The sequence below is a fragment of the Sphingomonas populi genome, assembly GCF_004208535.1.
GTDB classification, from domain to species: Bacteria; Pseudomonadota; Alphaproteobacteria; order Sphingomonadales; family Sphingomonadaceae; genus Sphingomonas; species Sphingomonas populi.
In genome coordinates, this window is the sequence record NZ_SGIS01000008.1 from 1 (window position 1) to 20,023 (window position 20,023).

17 protein-coding genes and 2 pseudogenes are annotated in these 20,023 nt (G+C 64.1%); 11 read left to right on the top strand and 8 right to left on the bottom strand.

Translation table 11 applies throughout. From position 1 onward, the window contains the following. The first annotated feature begins 177 nt into the window (after positions 1-177). The 3 genes and pseudogenes from EWE75_RS06790 to EWE75_RS06800 all read left to right on the top strand — a co-directional run bounded on the left by EWE75_RS06790 (position 178) and on the right by EWE75_RS06800 (position 3,894). Entirely contained in the window at positions 178-2,124 is a 1,947-nt protein-coding gene (locus EWE75_RS06790) for a TonB-dependent receptor domain-containing protein (RefSeq protein ID WP_130155918.1), read from the top strand. Positions 2,125-2,281: 157 nt separating this feature from the next. Further along, positions 2,282-2,452 (top strand): annotated as a pseudogene (locus EWE75_RS25485) (IS256 family transposase); the annotation flags it as partial. 302 nt (positions 2,453-2,754) lie between these two features. Beyond that, positions 2,755-3,894 carry a M23 family metallopeptidase gene (locus tag EWE75_RS06800; protein ID WP_165388280.1) on the top strand — a complete coding sequence of 380 codons (1,140 nt, stop codon included), beginning with the start codon at positions 2,755-2,757 and terminating at the stop codon, positions 3,892-3,894. A 127-nt stretch (positions 3,895-4,021) separates the two neighbouring features. On the opposite strand, the gene bla is transcribed toward EWE75_RS06800, so the two are convergent. Further along, positions 4,022-4,927, bottom strand: a complete 906-nt coding sequence (gene bla / locus EWE75_RS06805) for a subclass B3 metallo-beta-lactamase (protein ID WP_130155920.1) — start codon at positions 4,925-4,927, stop codon at positions 4,022-4,024. 101 nt (positions 4,928-5,028) lie between these two features. On the opposite strand from bla, the gene EWE75_RS06810 reads away from it, so the two are divergent. After that, the gene (locus EWE75_RS06810; RefSeq protein WP_130155921.1) at positions 5,029-5,895 is read left to right on the top strand and encodes a LysR family transcriptional regulator; all 867 of its coding nucleotides are present in this window, start codon (positions 5,029-5,031) and stop codon (positions 5,893-5,895) included. A gap of 317 nt (positions 5,896-6,212) precedes the next feature. Here the strand turns inward: EWE75_RS06810 and EWE75_RS06815 are convergent, their stop codons facing one another. Together EWE75_RS06815 and EWE75_RS06820 are read right to left on the bottom strand one after the other, a co-directional pair. Then, the gene (locus EWE75_RS06815; RefSeq protein WP_130155922.1) at positions 6,213-6,641 is read right to left on the bottom strand and encodes a nuclear transport factor 2 family protein; all 429 of its coding nucleotides are present in this window, start codon (positions 6,639-6,641) and stop codon (positions 6,213-6,215) included. 86 nt (positions 6,642-6,727) lie between these two features. Beyond that, the gene (locus tag EWE75_RS06820; RefSeq protein WP_130155923.1) at positions 6,728-7,480 is read right to left on the bottom strand and encodes an SDR family NAD(P)-dependent oxidoreductase; all 753 of its coding nucleotides are present in this window, start codon (positions 7,478-7,480) and stop codon (positions 6,728-6,730) included. A 27-nt stretch (positions 7,481-7,507) separates the two neighbouring features. Here EWE75_RS06820 and EWE75_RS06825 point away from each other — a divergent pair, with 27 nt between their 5' ends. Continuing rightward, a complete protein-coding gene (locus tag EWE75_RS06825; protein ID WP_231708251.1) occupies positions 7,508-8,512 on the top strand; it encodes a LysR family transcriptional regulator in 1,005 nt (334 codons plus the stop codon). 207 nt (positions 8,513-8,719) lie between these two features. Here the strand turns inward: EWE75_RS06825 and EWE75_RS06830 are convergent, their stop codons facing one another. Together EWE75_RS06830 and EWE75_RS06835 are read right to left on the bottom strand one after the other, a co-directional pair. Further along, positions 8,720-9,310 carry a class D sortase gene (locus EWE75_RS06830; protein WP_165388281.1) on the bottom strand — a complete coding sequence of 197 codons (591 nt, stop codon included), beginning with the start codon at positions 9,308-9,310 and terminating at the stop codon, positions 8,720-8,722. 38 nt (positions 9,311-9,348) lie between these two features. Next, positions 9,349-11,487, bottom strand: coding sequence for a marine proteobacterial sortase target protein (locus EWE75_RS06835; RefSeq protein WP_231708252.1), 2,139 nt, complete (start codon positions 11,485-11,487; stop codon positions 9,349-9,351). A 180-nt stretch (positions 11,488-11,667) separates the two neighbouring features. Here EWE75_RS06835 and EWE75_RS06840 point away from each other — a divergent pair, with 180 nt between their 5' ends. After that, positions 11,668-12,420, top strand: coding sequence for a helix-turn-helix domain-containing protein (locus tag EWE75_RS06840; RefSeq protein ID WP_206364705.1), 753 nt, complete (start codon positions 11,668-11,670; stop codon positions 12,418-12,420). Positions 12,421-12,957: 537 nt separating this feature from the next. On the opposite strand, the pseudogene EWE75_RS25490 reads toward EWE75_RS06840, so the two are convergent. Beyond that, a pseudogene (locus tag EWE75_RS25490) lies at positions 12,958-13,134 on the bottom strand (helix-turn-helix domain-containing protein); the annotation flags it as partial. Positions 13,135-13,184: 50 nt separating this feature from the next. Here EWE75_RS25490 and EWE75_RS06850 point away from each other — a divergent pair. Then, positions 13,185-14,951 carry an AMP-binding protein gene (locus EWE75_RS06850; protein WP_231708253.1) on the top strand — a complete coding sequence of 589 codons (1,767 nt, stop codon included), beginning with the start codon at positions 13,185-13,187 and terminating at the stop codon, positions 14,949-14,951. 162 nt (positions 14,952-15,113) lie between these two features. Here EWE75_RS06850 and EWE75_RS06855 read toward each other — a convergent pair whose 3' ends face one another. Next, the gene (locus tag EWE75_RS06855) at positions 15,114-15,743 is read right to left on the bottom strand and encodes a DUF1287 domain-containing protein (protein ID WP_130155926.1); all 630 of its coding nucleotides are present in this window, start codon (positions 15,741-15,743) and stop codon (positions 15,114-15,116) included. A 122-nt stretch (positions 15,744-15,865) separates the two neighbouring features. Between EWE75_RS06855 and EWE75_RS06860 the strand changes: the two genes are divergently transcribed. From EWE75_RS06860 to EWE75_RS06875, 4 genes are all read left to right on the top strand, one after another. Next, entirely contained in the window at positions 15,866-16,213 is a 348-nt protein-coding gene (locus EWE75_RS06860; RefSeq protein WP_130155927.1) for an STY0301 family protein, read from the top strand. Positions 16,214-16,361: 148 nt separating this feature from the next. Next, a complete protein-coding gene (locus tag EWE75_RS06865; RefSeq protein WP_130155928.1) occupies positions 16,362-17,384 on the top strand; it encodes a hypothetical protein in 1,023 nt (340 codons plus the stop codon). Beyond that, positions 17,381-17,800 (top strand): DUF3592 domain-containing protein, encoded by a 420-nt coding sequence (locus tag EWE75_RS06870; RefSeq protein ID WP_130155929.1) that lies wholly within the window; start codon positions 17,381-17,383, stop codon positions 17,798-17,800. Before EWE75_RS06865 ends, EWE75_RS06870 begins: the two co-directional genes overlap by 4 nt. A 163-nt stretch (positions 17,801-17,963) precedes the next feature. Beyond that, entirely contained in the window at positions 17,964-18,788 is an 825-nt protein-coding gene (locus EWE75_RS06875; protein ID WP_130155930.1) for a hypothetical protein, read from the top strand. 308 nt (positions 18,789-19,096) lie between these two features. Here EWE75_RS06875 and EWE75_RS06880 read toward each other — a convergent pair whose 3' ends face one another. Beyond that, positions 19,097-20,017, bottom strand: coding sequence for a hypothetical protein (locus EWE75_RS06880; RefSeq protein ID WP_130155931.1), 921 nt, complete (start codon positions 20,015-20,017; stop codon positions 19,097-19,099). Positions 20,018-20,023: the final 6 nt, after the last annotated feature.

The window sequence follows — 20,023 nt, forward strand, 5'->3', positions numbered from 1 at the left end:
GACATGCTGAGCGAAGCGCGTCTCACGACCAAAACTTGGCGCGAATTCCTTGACGCTTTCATCGATGACCCTGAGCTCGCCGTACGCCTCAAGGACCGAACACCGCGGTAGCAATCGGACGGTTACGTTATTCTCAGCGGTCAGCACATTGATGACATCACGGCCTTCTATCAAAATGTGCCTTATGCGGTTGCAAGCAGTGCAACGCCTGGCACGGCGGCGGCGCCGTTCCGTGTTACCTCTGGTGTCATTCAGAACCTTGGCCTTGATTTCGGTACGGGCACCCCTGTGTCGAACCAAACAAGCTTCTACCAGTTGTTCGACGGTAATCGCCAGAAATTCAACCTAAACGTTAAAGATGGTATACATCCACGGTTTGATATCTTCACAGCTAAAATCGACAAGGATTTTGGCGATGGTTGGAATTTTGGCGCTAACCTGCGCTCTACCAGCGGCTCAAGCAGTTTCAGTACTCTCTTTCAAGACCCGCCTGTTGATACCCAGTATCTGATCAGCGGGAACCCCCGTAACAGCGGAGATACCGGCTTCAACGGCCTCATCCGTAGCGCGCCTTACGCAGCGTATTATGGCAATGCTGTAGGGGTACGGGCATATTATACTGACACGGTCACCGGCCCGAATCTTACGACTGCCCAAGCAGCGCCAGCCAAGCTTGCCAATGACGTCCCCGTCTTCGCCAAAGTCGACGCGACTACGTTGGTGGCGGACCTCCGGCTTGGGAAGACGTTCGATTTTGGATGGTCCAAGCACGCCTTAACCTTGGGGCTCTATAATAGCAGCTTCACCTATGACGCTCAGTCGGTCTTCGCTCGCGGTTACTCGAGCATCGAAAAGCATAGTCGTAAGGTTGACTTCTACGCGGTCGACGCTGCCGGGCAGCAAGTGGGGCCATCCATTACGAAGGATAGCCTTGTCAATCCGGCATTGTTCGGCCTTGGGGTGACCTCTACAGAACTAAGTAGAGCTATCTACATCCTCGACCATATCACGCTGCTGGATGATCGATTGAATATCGACGCGGGCTTTCGGTACCAACAGCTTAAGATTAATCGGGTTGTCACCAACTCATCCAATCCCGGCAACACGTGTGAAGATCTAACGCCTGGCAACGTCGTGGCAGGTTCGACGGCAGATTCGTTAGCCTACAAGTGTGTCAGCATACCTGACGGGTCACCGCTGGCTGACTCGTCTAAATATCATGGCGAGGGATTCTCGCTCGGTGCAAATTACCGTCTGTTCGGCGGCCAAGGCACCGGAGGCGAGACCGCGATATATGGTACTGTCGCGAAGTCGTTTCGTCTGCCGGGGTTCGAGGATTATATCTTTGGGGGATCGGCGACAAATGCATCGACGGGTGAGGTTGCACGCGGAGACCTTGTCGAACACATCATGCAATATGAGGCTGGCATTCGCCACACCGCCCGTACGTGGAATGTGTCCCTCTCAGGCTTCTTGATAAACTTCAAAGCGAAAGAACAGTTGGGGCCAACTCTGGTTGACCTTTCATCCAGTGTTGGTGGTGTTTCCTGCGCTGCCGTACCAACGCCCAACAACTGCCCCTTTGTCCGCGATCGTTATCGCTCCAAGCTCAACAATAAGGGCCTTGAGCTTGAGCTGGGTTATCGTCCCGACTTCGTCCCGGGACTTAACCTACAAGGCAGCGTCGTTTTGCAGAATCCCAAAATCAGCAGCGATGCGGCATTCCGCGACCAGATAATTAACGGTCAATATAATGTCGTCAATCCACAGACCTATACGCCTCAACGTCAGCCGAAGATTGTTGCAAACTTCCGTCCGGTCTATACGATACCGAAAACGCCGATAACGTTGTTTGGACAAGCCTATTACTATGGCAAACGCTTCGCCGGAAACGATGACACGGCTATTTACCCGGCCTATACGCAGATTAATGCGGGGGCACTTTATACCGTTAACCGTAACTTCGATATTCAGTTTAATGCAGAAAACTTGAATAACGCAAAGTCCTTTACAGAAGGCGGTTCAATCAATGCCTCCACCGTCTTGAGTGACGGGCGCTATGTAAGTGTCGCACGACCACTACTCGGACGCACTTGGAAGTTCACCTTGTCATATCGCTATTAACGGATTGACGTGACAATTTTACAAAGATGAGATGGATAGATCTCTAGTTGGCTGGCTGGATTGCCGGGTCGCGTCCCGGGTCGTTGTGTAGCTGAGGAGTGGCCATCGGAGATCTTCGGATAGGTGTGGGTTGCGAACTCAACCAACGGAGACTCCGATGACCGGCAATACGATGAGCTTTCAGGCGCTGCCGGGGAAGAGTGCGGACGCCGATTTCCTGCGCGAGATGATCGGCTTTGCAGCGCAGCGGCGGATGGACCTGAAGGTCGGCAGCCTGACCGGCGCCGGCTATGGGGAGAAGGGTAGCGCCCGGCTTGCCCAGCGCAACGTAACCGACCTATTGAGGCCGCCTGCCCGGAGGTGGTGTGAGCGCGTAAGAGACGTCCATAAGGACGTCGTTATGGACGTCCTGAGCCAGAGCGAGGACGGCGGTGAAGATATTGGGCCGGGAGCGGCGTCGCCGGTGGAGCAACGCGGAGAGGCTTGAGATCATTGCCGCTGTGGGGGGTGACGCGCACCTGCTCTTGATAGGAAGCCCTGAAGTTTCTCAACCCGCAATTCCGCTTGCTTGTGACATAGTCTAATAATACACCCACTTTGTCACAGTTAGAGTCTAGCGCAATGTGCCGCATGTTCATCACACGGGCGCTCGTTGTCGCGTCGCTGACGGCCATGGACGCTTCTACGGTCGCGCAGATCACTCCGGCCGACGCGGCCAGCATGGCTGCCTCGGCCTGGCCAATACAGGTTCGTGCGGAAATACCGTGCCCGCCCACCGCCTTTCCATCCGAGGGAAGCCAGCATCTGTTCTACGAGCTATATCTAACCAATTTCTCGGACTCGCCGGTTGCGTTACACAATGTCGATGTGATCGATGGCGATCGGCCCGATGCACGCCCGCTTGCCACCTTTGCCGGGAGCGGTCTCAGCCGCATCGCTCGGGTGATTGGAAGCCATGTCGATGGTGCGTCTGACGGCTCGATCCCACCGGGCGGAACGCTGGTGTTGTTCCTGGAAGTCTTGGTCCCCGAGCGTGGGCCGATCCCGGCGCGGCTCGCACATCGGCTGTCGCTTGGTGATGGCGTCGTTATGATGGCGGCCATACCCATTCGCCATAGCGTGCTGAAAGTGCTGGGCCGGCCCGTCACCGGTGCGAACTGGATCGCGGCAGATGGTCCTGGTAGCGATCCTGACAACCATCATCGTCGGGGCCTGTTCGTGCGTGACGGGGCGCTGACGGATTCGCGGCGTTTCGCGATCGACTGGAAGATCGTCAAGGACGGCAAATCGTATCGTGGCGACGACCACGCTGCGGCATCCTATTTCGCCTATGGCAGGCCGCTGCTGGCAATCGGCGATGCCTTGGTCCTGCGCGCCGAAGACGGGCACCCCGACAATCCGGCAGGGCACGGCGCCGACTTTCACCCTGCCCAGCCCGTCACGATCGACAATGTCGGCGGCAACCACGTCGTCCTCGATCTGGGGGACGGCCAATACGCCCACTATTTTCATATGAGGGCGGGCAGCGTGCGGGTCAGGCCCGGCGAACGTGTTCGCAAGGGAGAGGTTATCGGCATGATTGGTTCGTCGGGGGACGCGCGCGAACCGCATGTGCATCTGGAAATCACCGACACAGTCGGCACTCTGACCGGCGAAGGTCTTCCCTATGTCATCGATCGCTATACGGTGACGCGGAGCAACAGCGGTGCAGTCGGCGCTCGCACGCACGAGTTGCCCCTTGATGGCATGCTCATCGACTTCGGCAAATAACTGTACTTTCTTTGAGTTCGTCGAAGCCGGTCGCTCTGGCGACATACATGAGCGGACTGAGTTGGAGGGGCAAAAGGGATCGCGAACGTCGCATGGCGGGTCATCTGCCTGCCACGCGACGCGCGGGCTATTTCACACGGCCACCCTTCTCGTCCGCCAGCCGTGTCTCGAACAGCGCCGCGTACGTGTCGGCATAGGTACGGCAGGCGGTATTGTCGATAAACGGGTTGGGCCTACGCGACACCGCGAGCTTGCGCGCCTTCACGTCGCCATCGGATTGGCCGGGGTGCGGCGTGATGAGGATGTCGCACGGCAGCGCGCGGACGGTCGCGAAGCTGTGGCGGAAAGCGTCGGCTTCTTCGGGGTGCGCTGTGTAGCGATAGCCCGGCCCGGCGATCGGGTTGAGGCTGGCGGCGAAGACCGTGTTCAGACACCGACCGCCCTCGCAGGATCGCCATGTCCAGCTCATGCTGCCGGGTGTGTGCCCGGCGGTGATGCGGGCGGTGACGATGGTGTCGCCGAGGCGGATCGGCGTGCCGTCGGTGACAGCGCGTACGCGGGCGGCGGCGGGATAGGCGACGCCCCAGGCGATCTGCGGATCGTCGGCGGCTGGCTGGCCCGAGCGCAGCACGGCGGCGGCGGCGGCGCTGGCAATCACGGTCGCGCCACTGTCGCGGGCAAGCGCGGCGATACCGCTGGCATGATCGAAATGCGGCTCGGTGTTGAGGATCAGCTTTACGTCGGCGATGCGAAAGCCCAGCCGGCGGATGTTCGCCTCGATCGCCCGAACCCCTTGCGGCACCGCGCCGTCGATCAGGATCAGGCCCGCAGACGTGCGGATCAAGGCGACGTTAAGCCCGCCGAACCCGACGAGATAGGTGTTCCCGTAAATATGCAGAGGCGCCTGCGGCGTGATCCACTTCGCCGAATCCGCAGGCAGGATCGGGCGCAGCAGCGGATCGTCGGCATGAGCATTTCCGGGCGTGCCCACCATCCCCGCCAGACCGAGTATCGCCGCGAACACGCTTTTCATGATCAATCTCCCTTATCGCTCCATGACGATGCGACAAGGACCGGTCGGCGTGCAAAGCATCATATCTCGACAGAGCCATGAGGTAGGTTCATGCCTGAGGGATGGACCGCGCCCATCTCCCGCTCAATGCGCTGCGCGCCTTCGAGGCGGCGGCGCGGCATCTCAACTTCACGCGCGCCGCGATCGAGCTGCGGGTTAGTCAAGGTGCGATCAGCCACCAGGTCGCGGCGCTCGAACAACGGCTCGGCACGCCGCTGTTCCGCCGTCTGCCGCGCGGTCTGGCGCTGACCGACGAAGGCCACGCGCTCGTGCCGGTCGTCGCGAGCGCTTTCGATGCGATCGGCGCGACGCTCGACCGCTATGCTGGCGGGCGTTTGAGCGAGGTATTGAGCGTTGGGGTCGTCGGCACCTTCGCGGGCGGTTGGCTGCTGCCGAGGCTGGCGGAATTCGGTCGCGTCCATCCGCATATCGACCTGCGGTTGATGACCAACAACAATCGCGTCGATCTCGCAGGCGAAGGGCTGGATCTGGCGATCCGCTTTGGCGATGGCGCGTGGCACGGCACGCACGCCGAGCCGGTCCTGGACGCGCCGCTGTCGCCCTTGTGCGCGCCTGTCGTGGCGGACCGCCTGACGATGCCGGAGGCGCTGACGCGCGAGACGTTGTTCCGCTCCTATCGGCCCGACGAATGGCCGTCCTGGTTCGCGGCGGCCGGCGTGGCGCCGCCGCCAATCCGCGGGCTCGTGTTCGACACATCGCTGCTGATGGTTGCGGCCGCGAAAGCGGGCCTCGGCGTGGCGATGGCGCCGCCCGCGATGTTCGCGGACGATCTGACGGCAGGGCGCCTTGTCCAGCCCTTCGCGATCGAAATCACGACCGGGCGCTATTGGCTGACCCGACTTATGTCGCGGCGAGACACACCAGCAATGCGGGCATTCAGGGAGTGGCTGATGGCGGCGGCGGATTAGAGACCATTCAAGTCGCGATCCAGGACACACTGACGACGACATTGGTGGGCAGATGACGGGTGCTATACCCGATGCCGTTCAGGGCATTTTAGAAGCACCCGGGAACTGCCGTTAAAGGCTGATCGCCGACGCCTTTTGGAGCTTGACGGATGACCAGCGTTGGGAAACTGGCAAGGTGCCTCAAGCGGTCGACTATCGTCTCGTCGCGGCAGACCGCCGACGACAGCCGACCAAGATCAAGACATTCCTGTGTGCCGGCGCAAACGTCCCGATTTGACAAAACAGCCGATTGTTCGGATGTAAGCACTTCGGGAAAATCATTCCGCGCTGGATGGCTTTTTCGGGACACTATTGCGACGAAACTCTTCCGATGTCTCATCGAGGAAGACGTAGAGAGCCGCAATCCGTCCGTCCCGCACGATGATGACATCCCACCCGGTATAGGCGGGTTCCTCACCGGCGCGCCCGGATCCCCAGGCGATACGCCCGGCGTTATGAAGCACCTGGGGTTTACCCTGCGGCGAATAGACAAAGTCTGGATGCGTCGCGCGGAGATCGCCGGCAAAACTGCTGATAGCATCGCGACCGGTAATTGCGCCGGGCGGTACATAGAGGACGCCGTCCTCCGCCCAGAGTTCCTCGACCGTCGCGCGGCGGCGCTCGGCATCGCCTTCGCCAAAGACTCCTTGCAGGTTGCGGTCTAGCAGTTCGCGAATACGATCCGCGGATTCAGTAGTCTGGAACATAATAGGGTCTCCGAATTGCAGTTCGTCCAGATCGGGGCGCGGAGCGACACAGCGGTCCGCGCCCGCCCTAGGCCAAGAGTGAACGATCAGATCTGTGCCTGGCCGCCGTCGACGAAGAGTTCGATGCCGTTGATGTAGGATGCCTCGTCGGAAGCCAGGAACATCACGGCCTTGGCGATCTCCTCGGGCTCGCCGATGCGGCCAGCGGGGATCTGGCCGACCAAATAGTCTTTCGTCTCCTGCGCCTGCTCGCCGCCGCCGAACAGATCATTGAGGCCTGCCGTCTCGGTGAGACCGGGGCTGATCGCGTTTACGCGAATGTGGCGATCCTTGAGATCGAGAATCCAACTGCGGGCGAAATTGCGGATAGCTGCCTTGGTCGCGGAATACACGCTGAAGGCGCCCGTGCCCTTGATGCTGGTAGTGGACGCCGTGAGGATCACCGAACCTCCATCGCGCAGCAGCGGCAGCGCCTTCTGGACAGTGAAAAGGACACCCTTCACATTGCTGCCGAACGTTTTCTCATAATGCTCCTCGGTGATCGCGCCGAGCGGGGCGAGTTCCCCGCCGCCCGCGTTGGCGAACACGACGTCGATCTGCGCATGCTTCTGCTGGACGGCATCGTATAGCCGATCGATGTCTGCGAGGTTCGCCATGTCGCCACGCACGCCCGTCACCCGGCCGCCAATCTGCTTGAGTGCTGCGTCGAGCGCGTCCTGTCGGCGACCGGTGATGAATACCGAAGCACCTTCCATCGCGAACGCTCTGGCCGTTGCGAGGCCGATGCCGCTCGTGCCGCCCGTCACCACCACCACCTTGTTGCTGAAGCGGTCCGTCATCGTCTGTCTCCTTCGAGTTCCGGCGAAGTGCCGGTGCCCGACTTAGATGCGACGAGAACGATGATGCTTGTAGTCGGCAAATATGGCACTCAGCGTTCTACGAGGGGAACGCTGATGAGGGTCGATTTCAACGACTATGCCTATTTCGCCGAGGTTGTTGCGCATGGCGGCTTCGCCGCCGCCGGCCGGGCACTTCGCGAGCCCAAGTCGAAACTGAGCCGGCGCATCGCCGGGCTGGAAGAGCGCCTGGGTTTGCGTCTGATCGAGCGGACGAGCCGGCGCTTCCGCGTGACCGACACGGGACAGGCCTTCTACGAGCGGTGCCGGGCGATGCTGGCGGAAGCCGAACAAGCCGAGGCGCTGGTCGTTCAGGCGCAAGCCGAGCCGCATGGCCGGATCCGGTTCAGTTGCCCTACTGGCATGCTGCAACCCATCTCTGGTCTCATTTCTTCCTTCCTCGCCCGCTATCCGAAGGTGCGGCTGCAACTGATCGCAACCGACCGCGCGGTCGACCTGATCGATGAGCGGATCGATTTAGCATTGCGGGTTCGCGGCAGCCTGACCAGCGACGCCGCGCTCACCATGCGATCCCTTGGGACATCGACGCGCATTCTCGTCGCCAGCCCCCAGATCGCGGGTCAGGTCGGGAGCATCGAGGCGCTGGCCGCGTTTCCGGCGCTCGCGACCAACGATGCCGCCGATAATCTCGAATGGCATCTCGAGATGGATGACGGCCGTCAGCATATCCTGCGCGTCGAACCCCGATTGGGTTGTGAGGACATGGCGGCCGTGCGCGACGCGGCCATCGAAGGTCTCGGTGTCGCGATCCTTCCCGATCATGTTTGCCGACAGGCGATGGAGGCGGGGAAACTCGTCCGCGTCCTGCCGGGCTGGCGGGGCCTGCAGGGTATCGTGCATCTCGTCTTCACAACGAAGCGCGGGCTGCCGCCTGCCGTCCGCGCGCTGATCGACCACCTGGCTGCCAATTTCCCGCGCGACATATCCGCCGGCCGCAAGCGCGGCGCGCGGTGACGCGTCGCCATAGGCAGCGTTCGACCCCGCTCGCTCGGTTTTCCGACCCCGACGTCCGGTCCTCGCGGAAGCCGCCGTGAAGGAACACTCGTCGACGCGCTGGTCTCGAACGAACAAGGTGCTCCGGCGCATCGCAATGTCCAGCCGCGATGGAGCGCCCCCTTGCCGATCCCATAAGCGACGCATGCAGAACTTGGCCGAGCGGCCCTAGAGCCGCTCGGCCCAGGCCACCCGCCGCCAAGGCCCGCCATATTCGGTGCCACCGAAGGGGAAGCATGTGGTCAACGCAAGGCGCGGGTGCGCGGGATCGAGCGTGTAGCTGAACTGATCCCAACGCACCGTTTCAAATCGTGTGACCCGATAGCGTTCCACCATGCCGTTCACGAACTGCAGGCGAACATCGTCGCCCTCGCGCAGATCGCGGATGAACAGGAAGTGCGTATCGCGGTGGGCGGCGAGCACGGTGACGGGGCTCGCCGCATCGCCCTGCCGGATCATCGTCGGCCCCTCGGCAAGTTGCTCGTGCGTGCCGTTTCCGGCGAGAACGATATCGCTCACCCCCAGACGGGGAACGGTGATCCGCGCGATGGCTCCTTCGGTCGGCAGGGCGGGCACGGGTCGCACCGCAGCGCGCGCGGGCGTCCGGGAAAGACGCCCCGGCGCGATGGCCGGAGCGGTTGGCGCTGCAACTGTTCCTGCTTGCAAGCGCTGCTCGAACACCTGCCGCAGCCGGTGCTGCGCGATTTCCGCTCGGATCGGAACCGCAGCGCCTGCGCCCAGGCTGATCGCACCGCCCAAGCACAGCGCGAGCGAGGCGGACGAGATCGCGAGCCGCCTCACCGGCTCACCTCCACGCGGCCTCGGCGGCGTGCGGCAACGAGGCCGACCACGCCGAGCACCAGCATCGCAAGCCCGCGCCAGACCGCGCCCAGAAAGCCCGTCGCGGTCTGTGGCAGGTCCATCTGCTGCTCCGCATCGGGAAGCCCCGCGGCGGGGGCTGCGGCAGGCGCATCATGGCCCAGCAGGGCATCGAAATTCCAGCCCTTGGGCAGCAGCAGCGGCAGGTCTTCGCTGGTCAGCTTCGCGCCTTCGGGCCGTGCGGAGGTTTCATCGACGGCGACGAGGCTGGTCTGCGTCGTCACCAGATCATAGGCGAGCCCAAGCTGCGCGATCTTCTCGTCGGCGGCCGCGCTCTCGAGCTGCCCCGACCAGCGCTCCGCCTCCACATCGGCAATGCTGCGGCTGGCCCAGAGCCGCGCGACCGCCGGGCTGGCTGCGGCCTGGCCGAGATCGACCCGCTGGCTCCAGCGCGTGTCGCCGATCATCCCGCTGACCACGAGCGTGCCCTTGAGATCATCCCCCTTGCCCAGCAGGACCAGCGGCTCTCCAGCGTAAAGGTCCGGCAGATCATGCGGCGTCAGATCGAGCGGCGATCCTTCCACGCGCACCGCAATGTCATGCATGGCGGGCGTTTTCAGCCGATCGAGCAGCGCGGTCATCTTCGCCAGCACTTCGTTGCCCTCGCCGATATTGGTGTAGGTGCCGCGCCCGGCTTCGGCCATGCGGCGCATCAGATAATTGTTGGGCGCGGAGCCGATCCCGACCATGAACACCCGGCTGCGCCCGCCATGCGCGGCGATCTCGGCCATCATGTCCTTTTCGTCCGAAAGGTCCCCATCGGTCAGGAACACGATCTGGCGCACGCCCTTGTTCGCCGGGTGCCCGTCGACCAGCGCGGCCTTCAGCGCGGGCAGCATCTCGGTCCCGCCCGCAGCTTCCAGCCCGGCGGTGAACTTGCGCGCAATCTCCACCTGCTCGACGCTGGCCGGGGTGGGCTGCTCGAACAACTGCGTCATCGTGTTGTCGAAGCGGATCACGTTGAAGGTGTCTTCCGGCCGCAGCGTGCCCAGAGCATGGAGCAGGCTCTGTTTGGCCGCATCCATCGAGCCGCCGCCCATCGATCCGCTATTGTCGATCACGAAGATCATCTCGCGCGGGGCGACCTTGCCGGGTTCGACCCGGGTCTGCGGCGTGATCGTCGCCATCACATACTGCTGGCCGCCGATCGCCTGACGGAACAGGCTGAGCATGGGATCGGCACTGGCCGAGCGCCAGCGCAGCTCGAAGTCGCGGTCGGCCGGTTCTTCGCCCATCGCCAGCGTGATCGTCCGCTCCGCCGGCCCTGCATCCACCACGCGGATGCGGTGATAGGGGCTGATGATGTTGGCCGGCACAAACCCCGGCGCAAGGTGAATCGTGATCGACACCGGATTGAGCGGCGCGCCCGGCGCGGCCAGCGGCGCGGTGACGCGGGCTGCGTCGGCCAGCCCGGCACTGCTCGTCAGGCTGCGCGGCGGCACGTAGCGCGGACCGACCACCAGCGGCAGGCGCATCGCATATTCGCCGCCAAGCTGGCGCACCGGAGCCTGATATTCGATCGAGATCAGCACCGTCTCGCCGGGGCCGACATTGGCGACATTGGTGCGGAACAGGTTCGGGCGGTCCGCTTCGACCAAGCCGCTGCGCTGGCCCTGCGCCTTCGCACGCTCGTAGATGTCGCGCGCTTCGGCACGGCGCTTGATGTGGCCGACGATGACGCGCTGGCCGACGACCATCTTCAGCGTGTCCACCGCGCCATCGTCCGGCAGGGGATAGAGATAGGTTGCCTCCATCCAGCCCTTGCTGGTGTTGCGAAACGCCTGCGTCATGCGCACCCGCATGACCGGGCCGTTCACGATCACGTCCATGTCGGTGCCGAGCCGCACGGCGGGAAGTGCAGCGGGGGTGCCGTCCTTGTTGTCGCGTGCCTGGAGGAGGAGCGCGCCGCCGGCAGCGGGATCGCCTGCGTCGGCCGCCTGCGCCTGCGCGGCGGCAAGGCTGCCCAGCACCACGCCGACAAGGCCGATCGCGCCGATGGCGAGGCGGCGGCGGGTATCTGCGGACATCGTCTGGGTGGAATAAAGACGCGGCACCATGGCAAGGCTCCCTATTGGGTGGAGCCATTCCGTTAGACACCGCCAATGCCGGACCGCCACGCGAAAGGTCCGCCAGCTTTGGCCAGACGGGGACCAGGAGCGGCGAGGATTGGCGATTTGGACGCTAACCCTTGACGAAATGTGCGGATTTGTGTCGGGTTGTCCGGTAGGGAGATCATGATGCGCGACGAAGAGCCGTTGCAGAGCGGCGAAAACGACCAGATCGCCGCGCGGCTTCGGGAAGAACTCGCCCGGCGGCGCATCTCGCGCCAAGCTCTGGCCGACATGGCACGAATCAGCCTCTCCACGCTGGAGAAGGCGCTGTCCGGCAGCCGCCCGTTTTCGCTGGCAACGGTCGTGCGGATCGAGGATGTGCTGGCGACCGCGCTGCGCCCCGGCAGCGCCGCTCCGTCGCCGCCGCCGGATGCGCTGCTCGCCCCGGCGCATATGGGCTCTTACAGCCGCCCGGCGGTGCGCTGGATCGAGGGCGCCTACCTCACCCTGCGCCCGGCGTTCAGCCAGCCAGGCGCGATCTATGCCTATTGCACCGAGATTTTCTGGGACAGTGCGGGCGCGCATCTGCGCTTTACCGAAAGCGAGCGGGCGGACCGGACCTTCACCCAGGCCGGCTATGTCTCGATGCCCAACCTTTCCGGCCACACCTATCTGGTGACCAGCGAGGAAGGGCAATATCGACTGATCATGTTGGGGCGTGGCACGCGCGAGCGGCGCATGTTCGGCCTGCTTTCAACCCTGCAGGCCGGGCCGGGATCGCAACTCCTGCCCGTCGCCAGCCCCATCGCGCTGGTCCCGCTCGAACAGATCGAAGACCCGCATTTCGGGGTCCTTCTGGCCGGAAACGATTTTTACGCGCCCTACCGCCAGATCCTCGACCATGCCGTCGCCAGCGACTTCTGCCGCTGGCACGCGTGAAGGCCCAGGAGGGACGGTGCAAGGCCGCAGCGCAGTGGTTTGAACGAGGACTCGGCACGCCGAGATGGTGCGGTTGCCGCAGGGGGGGGCATCAGCAGATCGCTGGCTCTGCGCGGGGCGTTGCCGGGCTTCCGGTCTGTCACGATGCGATTTATCAACATGTTTACGGTGCTGAACGCCGACGATAAGAGCTTTGGCGATCGTTGCTAAGCGCGCGTCGATCACGACGCCGTCACTACGCCCGCAAACCGCGCGGGGTCCATATTCCCTTCGCCAATACGATCGGTCAGCGCCTACGATGAGCGGACGGTTGCCCTGATCCATGAAGATCGTCTTGAGCGACACGTCGATCGCCAGATGCCGACGGGATAATTCCGCGATCGCACGCGGCGCCAACGACCAGCTCAGCGCTTCCTGGCATCCGACAACCAGTTCACCCGTGAGCTTGCGCTCTCTCGCCGTGAACATCCCGTCGATGTCCGCGACCTGTTGCAGCCAGGGCCGGGCCACCCGAACCAGCCGGACTCCATCTGCGGTCAACCCCACGCCAACCGACCGTCGCCGTATCAACAGACAGGTGCCTAACTCTTCTTCCAGGGCGTCGATTGCATAGCTCACGGCGGAAGGCGACATGTGCAGCCGCGCTCCTGCCGTAGCGATGCTGCCAGTGTCCGCAGCCGCGATGAAACTGCGCAGATGTTCGAGCTTGAGCATCACTTCCTCAGAATATTCGAGCAAGAAGTGTCGATAATAGCATTTTTCAAATGTTCGCGGCTGTGACAGCCTGCGGAGCGAAACGAGGAAAATGCCTCGAACCTGCGGAGAGAAATGATGCCCGGAATCATATCGGAAGGTTGGGCACACCTCTCTACAGGACGCGCGTTGCCAGCGACGATCCGACGCGGACACGTAGCATGACTCGGGAAATCTGCACGGCGCTGGCGCATTTCAACACGCTTTCGCAATTCTTCGAATATCAATGTTCGCGGTTCGCCGACCGGGCGGCGGTCTTCCAGCGGGATCGCGTCCTGTCTTATACCGAGCTGTGGCGAGATGCCGATTATTTGGGCGGATATCTTCAACGCCATTGCTCGGTAGAGCCGGACTCCCGGGTGGCGGTGATGCTGCCCAATCAAGCTGAGTTCGTCGTCGCGACATGCGCAATTCAGCGCGTCGGCGCAGTGCAGGTGAACGTCAATCCGCACTATGTTCCGCGCGAACTGCACCACCAGCTTTCCGATGCCGGCGCCAGCGTCATCATCCTTTCCGCTGAAACCCTGGCCATTCTGGAGGCGGCAAAGGTCGGCACGCTCGAACATGCGATCGTGATCGACCTCGAAAACCCCCCGGGGTCGCTTCCGCCACACGGTCGACAGCCAATGTGGCTGTCCTCTTACGGCGCGGCGCTGGCGATGGGAGAGAGCGTGAGGGCGGTGCCTCTCCGTAGCCGCGATGATCTGGCGTTTTTGCAATACACGGGTGGCACGACCGGGCAGCCGAAGGGCGCCATGCTCAGTCATGGCAATATCCTGTCGAATATCGAACAGGTCAGCCAATGGCTTCAGGAGGATTTCGGCAGGCGCACGCCGGTCGCGCTGACGGCCATTCCGCTCTACCATATTTTCGCGCTGACGGTGAATATGTTCACCGTCATGGCTTGGGGCGGGAGCAATGTGCTCATCCGAAATCCTCGCGATTCGGCCGGTCTTCTCGCCGAATGGGACCGACATCCGGTCAACTTCGTCACCGGCGTCAACACGTTGTTCAAGTCGTTGCTTTCGACACGCGATCTGGCAGCAGTGAAGATCGAGCCGGACGTGCTGACGATGGGTGGTGGCGCGACGATCCAGCGCAGTGTCTCGGATGCGTGGGAAACACTGACCGGGCGTCCGATCGTCGAGGGCTATGGGCTGTCCGAAACGTCGCCGGTCCTGACCTGCATGCCGGCATCGGAACGCCGGTTCCGGGGCGGCATCGGCCTGCCCGTGCCCGGTACGGAGATCGTCATACGCGGCCCGGACGATAAGGATTTGATCGCAGGCCAGGTTGGCGAACTTTGCGCGCGCGGCCCGCAAGTCATGCGGGGCTATTGGCGACAGCCGGAGGCAACGGCACGGGCGATCACCGGCGACGGTTTCTTCCGTACCGGCGACCTCGCGGTGCGGGAGGCGGACGGCTATCTGCGGATCGTCGATCGCGCCAAGGACATGATCCTGGTGTCCGGCTTCAACGTCTATCCCAACGAAATCGAGGAGACGGTCGCCGCGGTGGCGGCGGTGGCGGAATGCGCCTGCGTCGGTGTGCAGGATGAAAAGACGGGTGAGGCCGTCGCCCTGTTCGTGAAACCGTCCGTACCCGGCTTGAGCGAAGCCACGATCCTGGCGCATTGCCGCGCCAATCTCACGCCCTACAAGGTGCCGGTCCACATTTTCATCGTCGACGCGATCCCACAGTCCGCCGTCGGCAAGATTCTGCGTCACATGTTACGGCTGAAAGCGACCGAACTGATCCAGATTGCCCGCAATCCGTAAGGTCCGACGGCTATCGTCCTGCGGCGTTGCTGGCGCGCGGCAGTCGTTGCGCCGCGCCAGCATCGCACGACGCTATTTCACCGCTTCGGCGATGGGTCGCTTTTCGCTTCCTAACCGCGCAGTCGCCGCGCCGGCGATCCGCGCCACCTGCTCGCCGATCCCTCAGCCGTCCAGTGCCCAGCGGTAACGCCCGGTCAGCGGGTGGTCGAACAATGCAACTTCCTCGCGCGCGCCGCCGCCGATATTGTGGATCACGGTGCCGGGCCGTCCGACCGAGACAATCCCGATGTGCGGCAGGCGGCCGCCGATCATGCTGGTGAAGATGTCGCCGGGCCGCCATCCCCCCGGTCCGGCCGGGATCGGCAATCGCGCGTTCCGCCGGGCGAAGAAGGTGGCGAGATTCGGCACCCGGCGATGATCGATGTTGCGGTCGGGGTGCTGCAGTCCCCAGCGATGCGGGTAAGCGGAGAAGTTCGCTCGCATGTCGGCGTTCACCAGCGCCTGTAGGTCGAGCCCGAAGCCGTCGCGATAGGCGCGGATCAGCACGTCTGTGCACACGCCCTTGCCGCGCGGAACGTCACCGCCCGGGAACGTCAGCGTCGTATAACCTGGATCGTAAACGAGCGTGACGCCGACCTGCCGGCGTGCCGCCGCAATCAACGCCCCCGCCGAGCGGTGCGGTGCGACGCTTGCCATCACGCCCGCCGGCACGGCCAGCGCCATGCCGAGGAGCAGGCCGCGCCGCGAGAGTGTGGCACCACCCGGCACGGCGGTTGAAGGTTCCGCGATCATGCTTCGAGCATAACGGATTTAATCCTTCAGGTCACGGCGGCACATCCGGCGGGGGGGACGCGCCGCGCCATAGCGAGTGCAGGATGCCGGACGGGCAGGAAGACGCTATGGAGGCAGACGCTATGATGCCCGCACTCACTTTGGTCCTGGCGCTGGCCGCCCACACCGACGCTCCGGCTCAGGCCGGAACCGCGTGTCCGGCGCGCTGGGCGGGACTGCCTCTGAAGGGCGGCGTGGTGTATGACGGGCCGCCCGGGGGGAATGCGATTCTCAAGCCAGAGGACGGCGACCGGGCGGACAACGGCACGTCCACCTGGCCCGGCCTGGCATACATCTATCAGATGAAGCGCAAGGTGTGGCTCGGCTGCTCCTATGTCGACGACGCGGCGATATATGTGCCCGTCGAGCGCCCCGTCAGGATGTGCCGTTACGTCGCGCGGCGCGGGTTGGTGAGGCTGTATTGCCGCTGATCCGCGCCCAGCGGAGCCTCCTTGTTCCAGCCGCGCTCGGCCGTGCTGCGGCGACGCGGATCGTGCCACGGCATGATCGATCGCCGGCGCGCAACGCAACCGCACCTTGCACGTTCGTGCGTGACGATTTGGCGCGGGATGCAAGCGGATGACGAGCGCGGGAACACCGGACGACTATCGCCGCTTCGGCCTCGCCTTCACCGGAACGCGTCCGGTGCTCACGCTCGGCGATCCGGGCATCGATCAGGCCTGGATGCAGCGTTACCGCTTGGGCAAGATCGTCGCGATAGTCTGGTACATCGCGTTCCCGATACTGCTGGCGGCAGGGTTGATATCGGCGCGCGGCCCGTTCGGCTGGCTCGAGACGTGGCAGTTGCGGACGTTCGGCTCGAACAGCGTCATCCTGCTGGCAATCCCGTTCACACCGATCGCCTTCCTGCCGCTGGTTGTAGCGCGGATGAGCAGGATCGATCGGGGGGCGCCGTTCCGCCTTGGCATGCGACAGGCGTTCGACACCACATGGGGTCCGCGGGTGAGCACGGGCATCGACGCGTTGCCGCGGCGTCTGCGGCTGACCAAACAGATCGCGGGCGCGGTCGCCACGATCGGCGCGGTGGCTTTGGCCGGGTTCGTGGCGAAGGGCGTTCACGACTCTTCCGCTCCCCACGCCCCCCTCGCCGAGATGTCCCACGCTGTCCTGACCGATCCCGCGACGTCGCTGCCCGACGCCATCAGGGTCACCAAGGTCACGGCCGAGAGATCGCCGGAATGGGCGCATGATTATCGTGTCCGTCAAGACGTTCATCGCGACGTCTATTTCGCCCTGCGGCCGGCGGGTGAGGCCAGCGCGCGCGCCGTCTCACTGCTCGAAGTCGATCACACCAGTCCGCACTATGGCGAAGCGATCTGGAACATGATCGATCCGCCCGGCGCACGGGAAGGCGTGCCCCAACGGCTGGACGACTGGACGGCAGAGCAACTGCGTCGCGCCGGCTTCCGGCTGGCGCCTCATGTGGTGCTGCTGGAGCGCCGACAGTTGGACGGCAGGAACCCTAACCCGGATCCGATCGACGACCTCCTCTACTGCATCCTCGCTGCGACCGCAGCGTTCTCCGGCTTGATGGCGATGTGGGTTGCGCACCGTGCCACCCACACGCAGTCGCAAGCATGACCGTGCCCGACCGATTCAAGGGCGCGGTCTTCTTGCCGGTGGGGATCGTGATGCTGATCGCGGCCGGTTTCGTGGCGAAGTCGACACACGAATTCGTCCAGCACAGCCAACTGGCGGCCGGGCTGGTGATCGCCGAGTCATACGGGCCGCATCACGTCGAGATCCGCTTCCGCACCACCAAGGGGAAAGTGGTGACGTACCATCAGAACGGTGACGTCACGCTGCGCGCGGGAGAGGTGGTCATGGTGCGTTACGATCCACGCGATCCGGCGCGCGATCCCTGTGTCGATCAATTCAGCGCGATCTGGGGAACGGTCGGCTTCCTTGGCCTCATGGGCAGCGTGTTCGCGGTCATCGGTGCGGCGCTGCTGCGGCCCGTCGGTCTGCGAGCAGGTCGGTGGAATCGCACGGCATGACGCGGGCGACGGACGACGCAGCCGCAGCCTGCATGCGCTGCGTCGAGGTTCAGGATGCCCGCCCCCGGATCGCGGAACTTGCTTGCCACCCAGGCAAGCCCGCACCGAACCGGCGCTGAGACGGCGAGGGCCGATGCCGAGGCGCGCATCCTGGATTGGTCGGGTGAAGACCGCGCTGACCGCCATCGCGGCGCCTTTCCTGATCCTGCTGTTCATCGTGTCGATTCCTTTCGTCCTGCCGTTCGTGGCGATCGCCGAAAAGCGCACGGCGAAGCGCAAGCAGGCGCTGGTCGAGAGCTGGCCATGCGGCTGGTGTGTCGCCCCGCTCCGCGTGGAGGCGCTGGCTCGGGCCGACGCAATTTTCGCCGCATACGCACATAAAGCATTCGCCCAGTTCCACACGCTGCAGGCGCGCATGGTCCGAAACCTGCACGCCTGCTGCCCGCGATGCGATGCCGGCCACCGCTACGACGAGCCGACCAACCGCTTCGTGCTGCTGCATCTCATGGAGTTCCGCGAGACGTTCGGGGAGGTGCTGCGCGAGGCGGTGCCGCCCCCCACCGTCACGCTGGCCTGGCCCTGGCTCGCGCCGCCCGGCGCGATGCACCGGGTCAAGCTGACCCGCGACAGCGTCTGCCTCGCCGATGATGTCGCGGCGCCACACGTCGGCATGATTGAGGTCCCGGCGGCGATGGACGTGGCGGCGATTGGCGAGGCGCTGCTCCGCTCCCCCTGGCTGGCGCATGTCGGCAGCAACGCCACCTGGTGGTGTTCGGCGGGATCGGTCACGCTGGTCTTCGGGCTCCGTGCCGCTGATCCCTTCGTCCGGCGCATCGGCAAGGACGTCGTGGCCACGACGATCGTGACCGACCTGCATGTGCATTACGCCGCCCGACGCGATCACGATGATCTCTGCCGCGAGATGGTTGAACGTGGAGCCGGCGCATCGGGTAAAGGCGGAACCTCGCCCGCCCCCGGCGATCGATAAGGCCGCGATGGGTGGAGGGACGATCGTGGGGCGGCGAAAGCTGTTGGCATGGAGGACACGGCCGAACCCGTTAGGCCCGCCTCCCCCGCACCGCAGGATACGGGCTGCGCGTTCGCGGTCGATCGCGGCCGGATGTCGATCTCGGCCTGACCAGCCGCTTGCACCAACTGTTCGAGATTCCGCGCGACCGCCGCTTTCGTCGCCAGCGTGTGGAACGCATCGCTGGAGATCGCCGACCCACCGCGCGTTTTCGTGGTGATGACGGAACGGCAGCATTTCGATGACAGCCCGTCGGAGCGGCGGACCGCTCACCAGCCCGGCGGGATCCAATCGAACGCATGCAGTGCGGAATAGCCGGTCCAGCGCTTGCAGAGCTTTTCCAGCGGCCAGAAAAGAAGCGCACCAAAGGCGAGCCCCGGCAGAAAGCCCAACATGAACACTCCAAAACCCATGTCGTCGGACGTCTGCCCCGCGATCGCCTGCGCGATGCCGACGCCCAGAATGATGCCCCCGCCTATTACCACGAGCTCTAGCGCGACGAACACGAGCAACACCGCGCCCTTCCACAACGGATCGGACTCCTTCCGACGCGCGCGCTCGATCGCCAGTTCGGTTACACGCTGCTCGCGCAGCCGCTCGCGCTGCGCGACGGTCAGGATGCGATCGAAGCGCAGGCGCCGTATCGCCAGGACCACGCCGAGCGTGACCGAGGCGGTCGCGAAGGCGATGTAGAAGCTGGCCGGTTGCTGGGTGCCGATCGCCGCCATGAACAGCAGGAACAGGACCAGCGCGATGATCGTCGTATAATTGGGCTGCATCGACGCGTCCGGGTCGCGCGCCGGTCGTTCGGGCGGCCGATCGACGAGCACGCGGGTCGGCGCGTCGGCATAGTGGCGTAGCGAACCCTGTAGCGCGAGTGCGATCAGCGAGAGCACCACGCCGAAGACGGGCGCGCGCGCGTTGCCGCTCCAGCCCGGCAGTATCCTGTCGAGCAGCAGCCACGCAAAGGCCCCGAACGCGATCAGCGCGACGCCGTGCAGGATGACGGCCCAAAGCCCGGTCCGCATGAACCTCGCATATTCGTCGTCGGACACGCGGATCGCCGGCCCGTGGCCATAGCGGCGAAACAACCAGCCCCGGTCGCTGCGCTCGAACTGGGGCGGCAGGCCGGCGAACCGATCGATGCCTGCGTGGCGATGGAGACGGCGAAACTGCGCTGAGGTCTGCATCATGCT

Excerpts from the sequence above, each read along its gene's own strand:
- bla (WP_130155920.1), bottom strand. The coding sequence starts at position 4,927 with ATGAAAAGCGTGTTCGCGGCGATACTCGGTCTGGCGGGGATGGTGGGC.
- EWE75_RS06815 (WP_130155922.1), bottom strand. The coding sequence starts at position 6,641 with ATGTTCCAGACTACTGAATCCGCGGATCGTATTCGCGAACTGCTAGAC.
- EWE75_RS06850 (WP_231708253.1), top strand. The coding sequence starts at position 13,185 with ATGTTCGCGGCTGTGACAGCCTGCGGAGCGAAACGAGGAAAATGCCTC.
- EWE75_RS06860 (WP_130155927.1), top strand. The coding sequence starts at position 15,866 with ATGATGCCCGCACTCACTTTGGTCCTGGCGCTGGCCGCCCACACCGAC.
- EWE75_RS06810 (WP_130155921.1), top strand. The coding sequence starts at position 5,029 with ATGGACCGCGCCCATCTCCCGCTCAATGCGCTGCGCGCCTTCGAGGCG.
- EWE75_RS06800 (WP_165388280.1), top strand. The coding sequence starts at position 2,755 with ATGTTCATCACACGGGCGCTCGTTGTCGCGTCGCTGACGGCCATGGAC.
- EWE75_RS06870 (WP_130155929.1), top strand. The coding sequence starts at position 17,381 with ATGACCGTGCCCGACCGATTCAAGGGCGCGGTCTTCTTGCCGGTGGGG.
- EWE75_RS06835 (WP_231708252.1), bottom strand. The coding sequence starts at position 11,487 with ATGGTGCCGCGTCTTTATTCCACCCAGACGATGTCCGCAGATACCCGC.
- EWE75_RS06820 (WP_130155923.1), bottom strand. The coding sequence starts at position 7,480 with ATGACGGACCGCTTCAGCAACAAGGTGGTGGTGGTGACGGGCGGCACG.
- EWE75_RS06880 (WP_130155931.1), bottom strand. The coding sequence starts at position 20,017 with ATGCAGACCTCAGCGCAGTTTCGCCGTCTCCATCGCCACGCAGGCATC.
- EWE75_RS06855 (WP_130155926.1), bottom strand. The coding sequence starts at position 15,743 with ATGATCGCGGAACCTTCAACCGCCGTGCCGGGTGGTGCCACACTCTCG.
- EWE75_RS06865 (WP_130155928.1), top strand. The coding sequence starts at position 16,362 with ATGACGAGCGCGGGAACACCGGACGACTATCGCCGCTTCGGCCTCGCC.
- EWE75_RS06840 (WP_206364705.1), top strand. The coding sequence starts at position 11,668 with ATGCGCGACGAAGAGCCGTTGCAGAGCGGCGAAAACGACCAGATCGCC.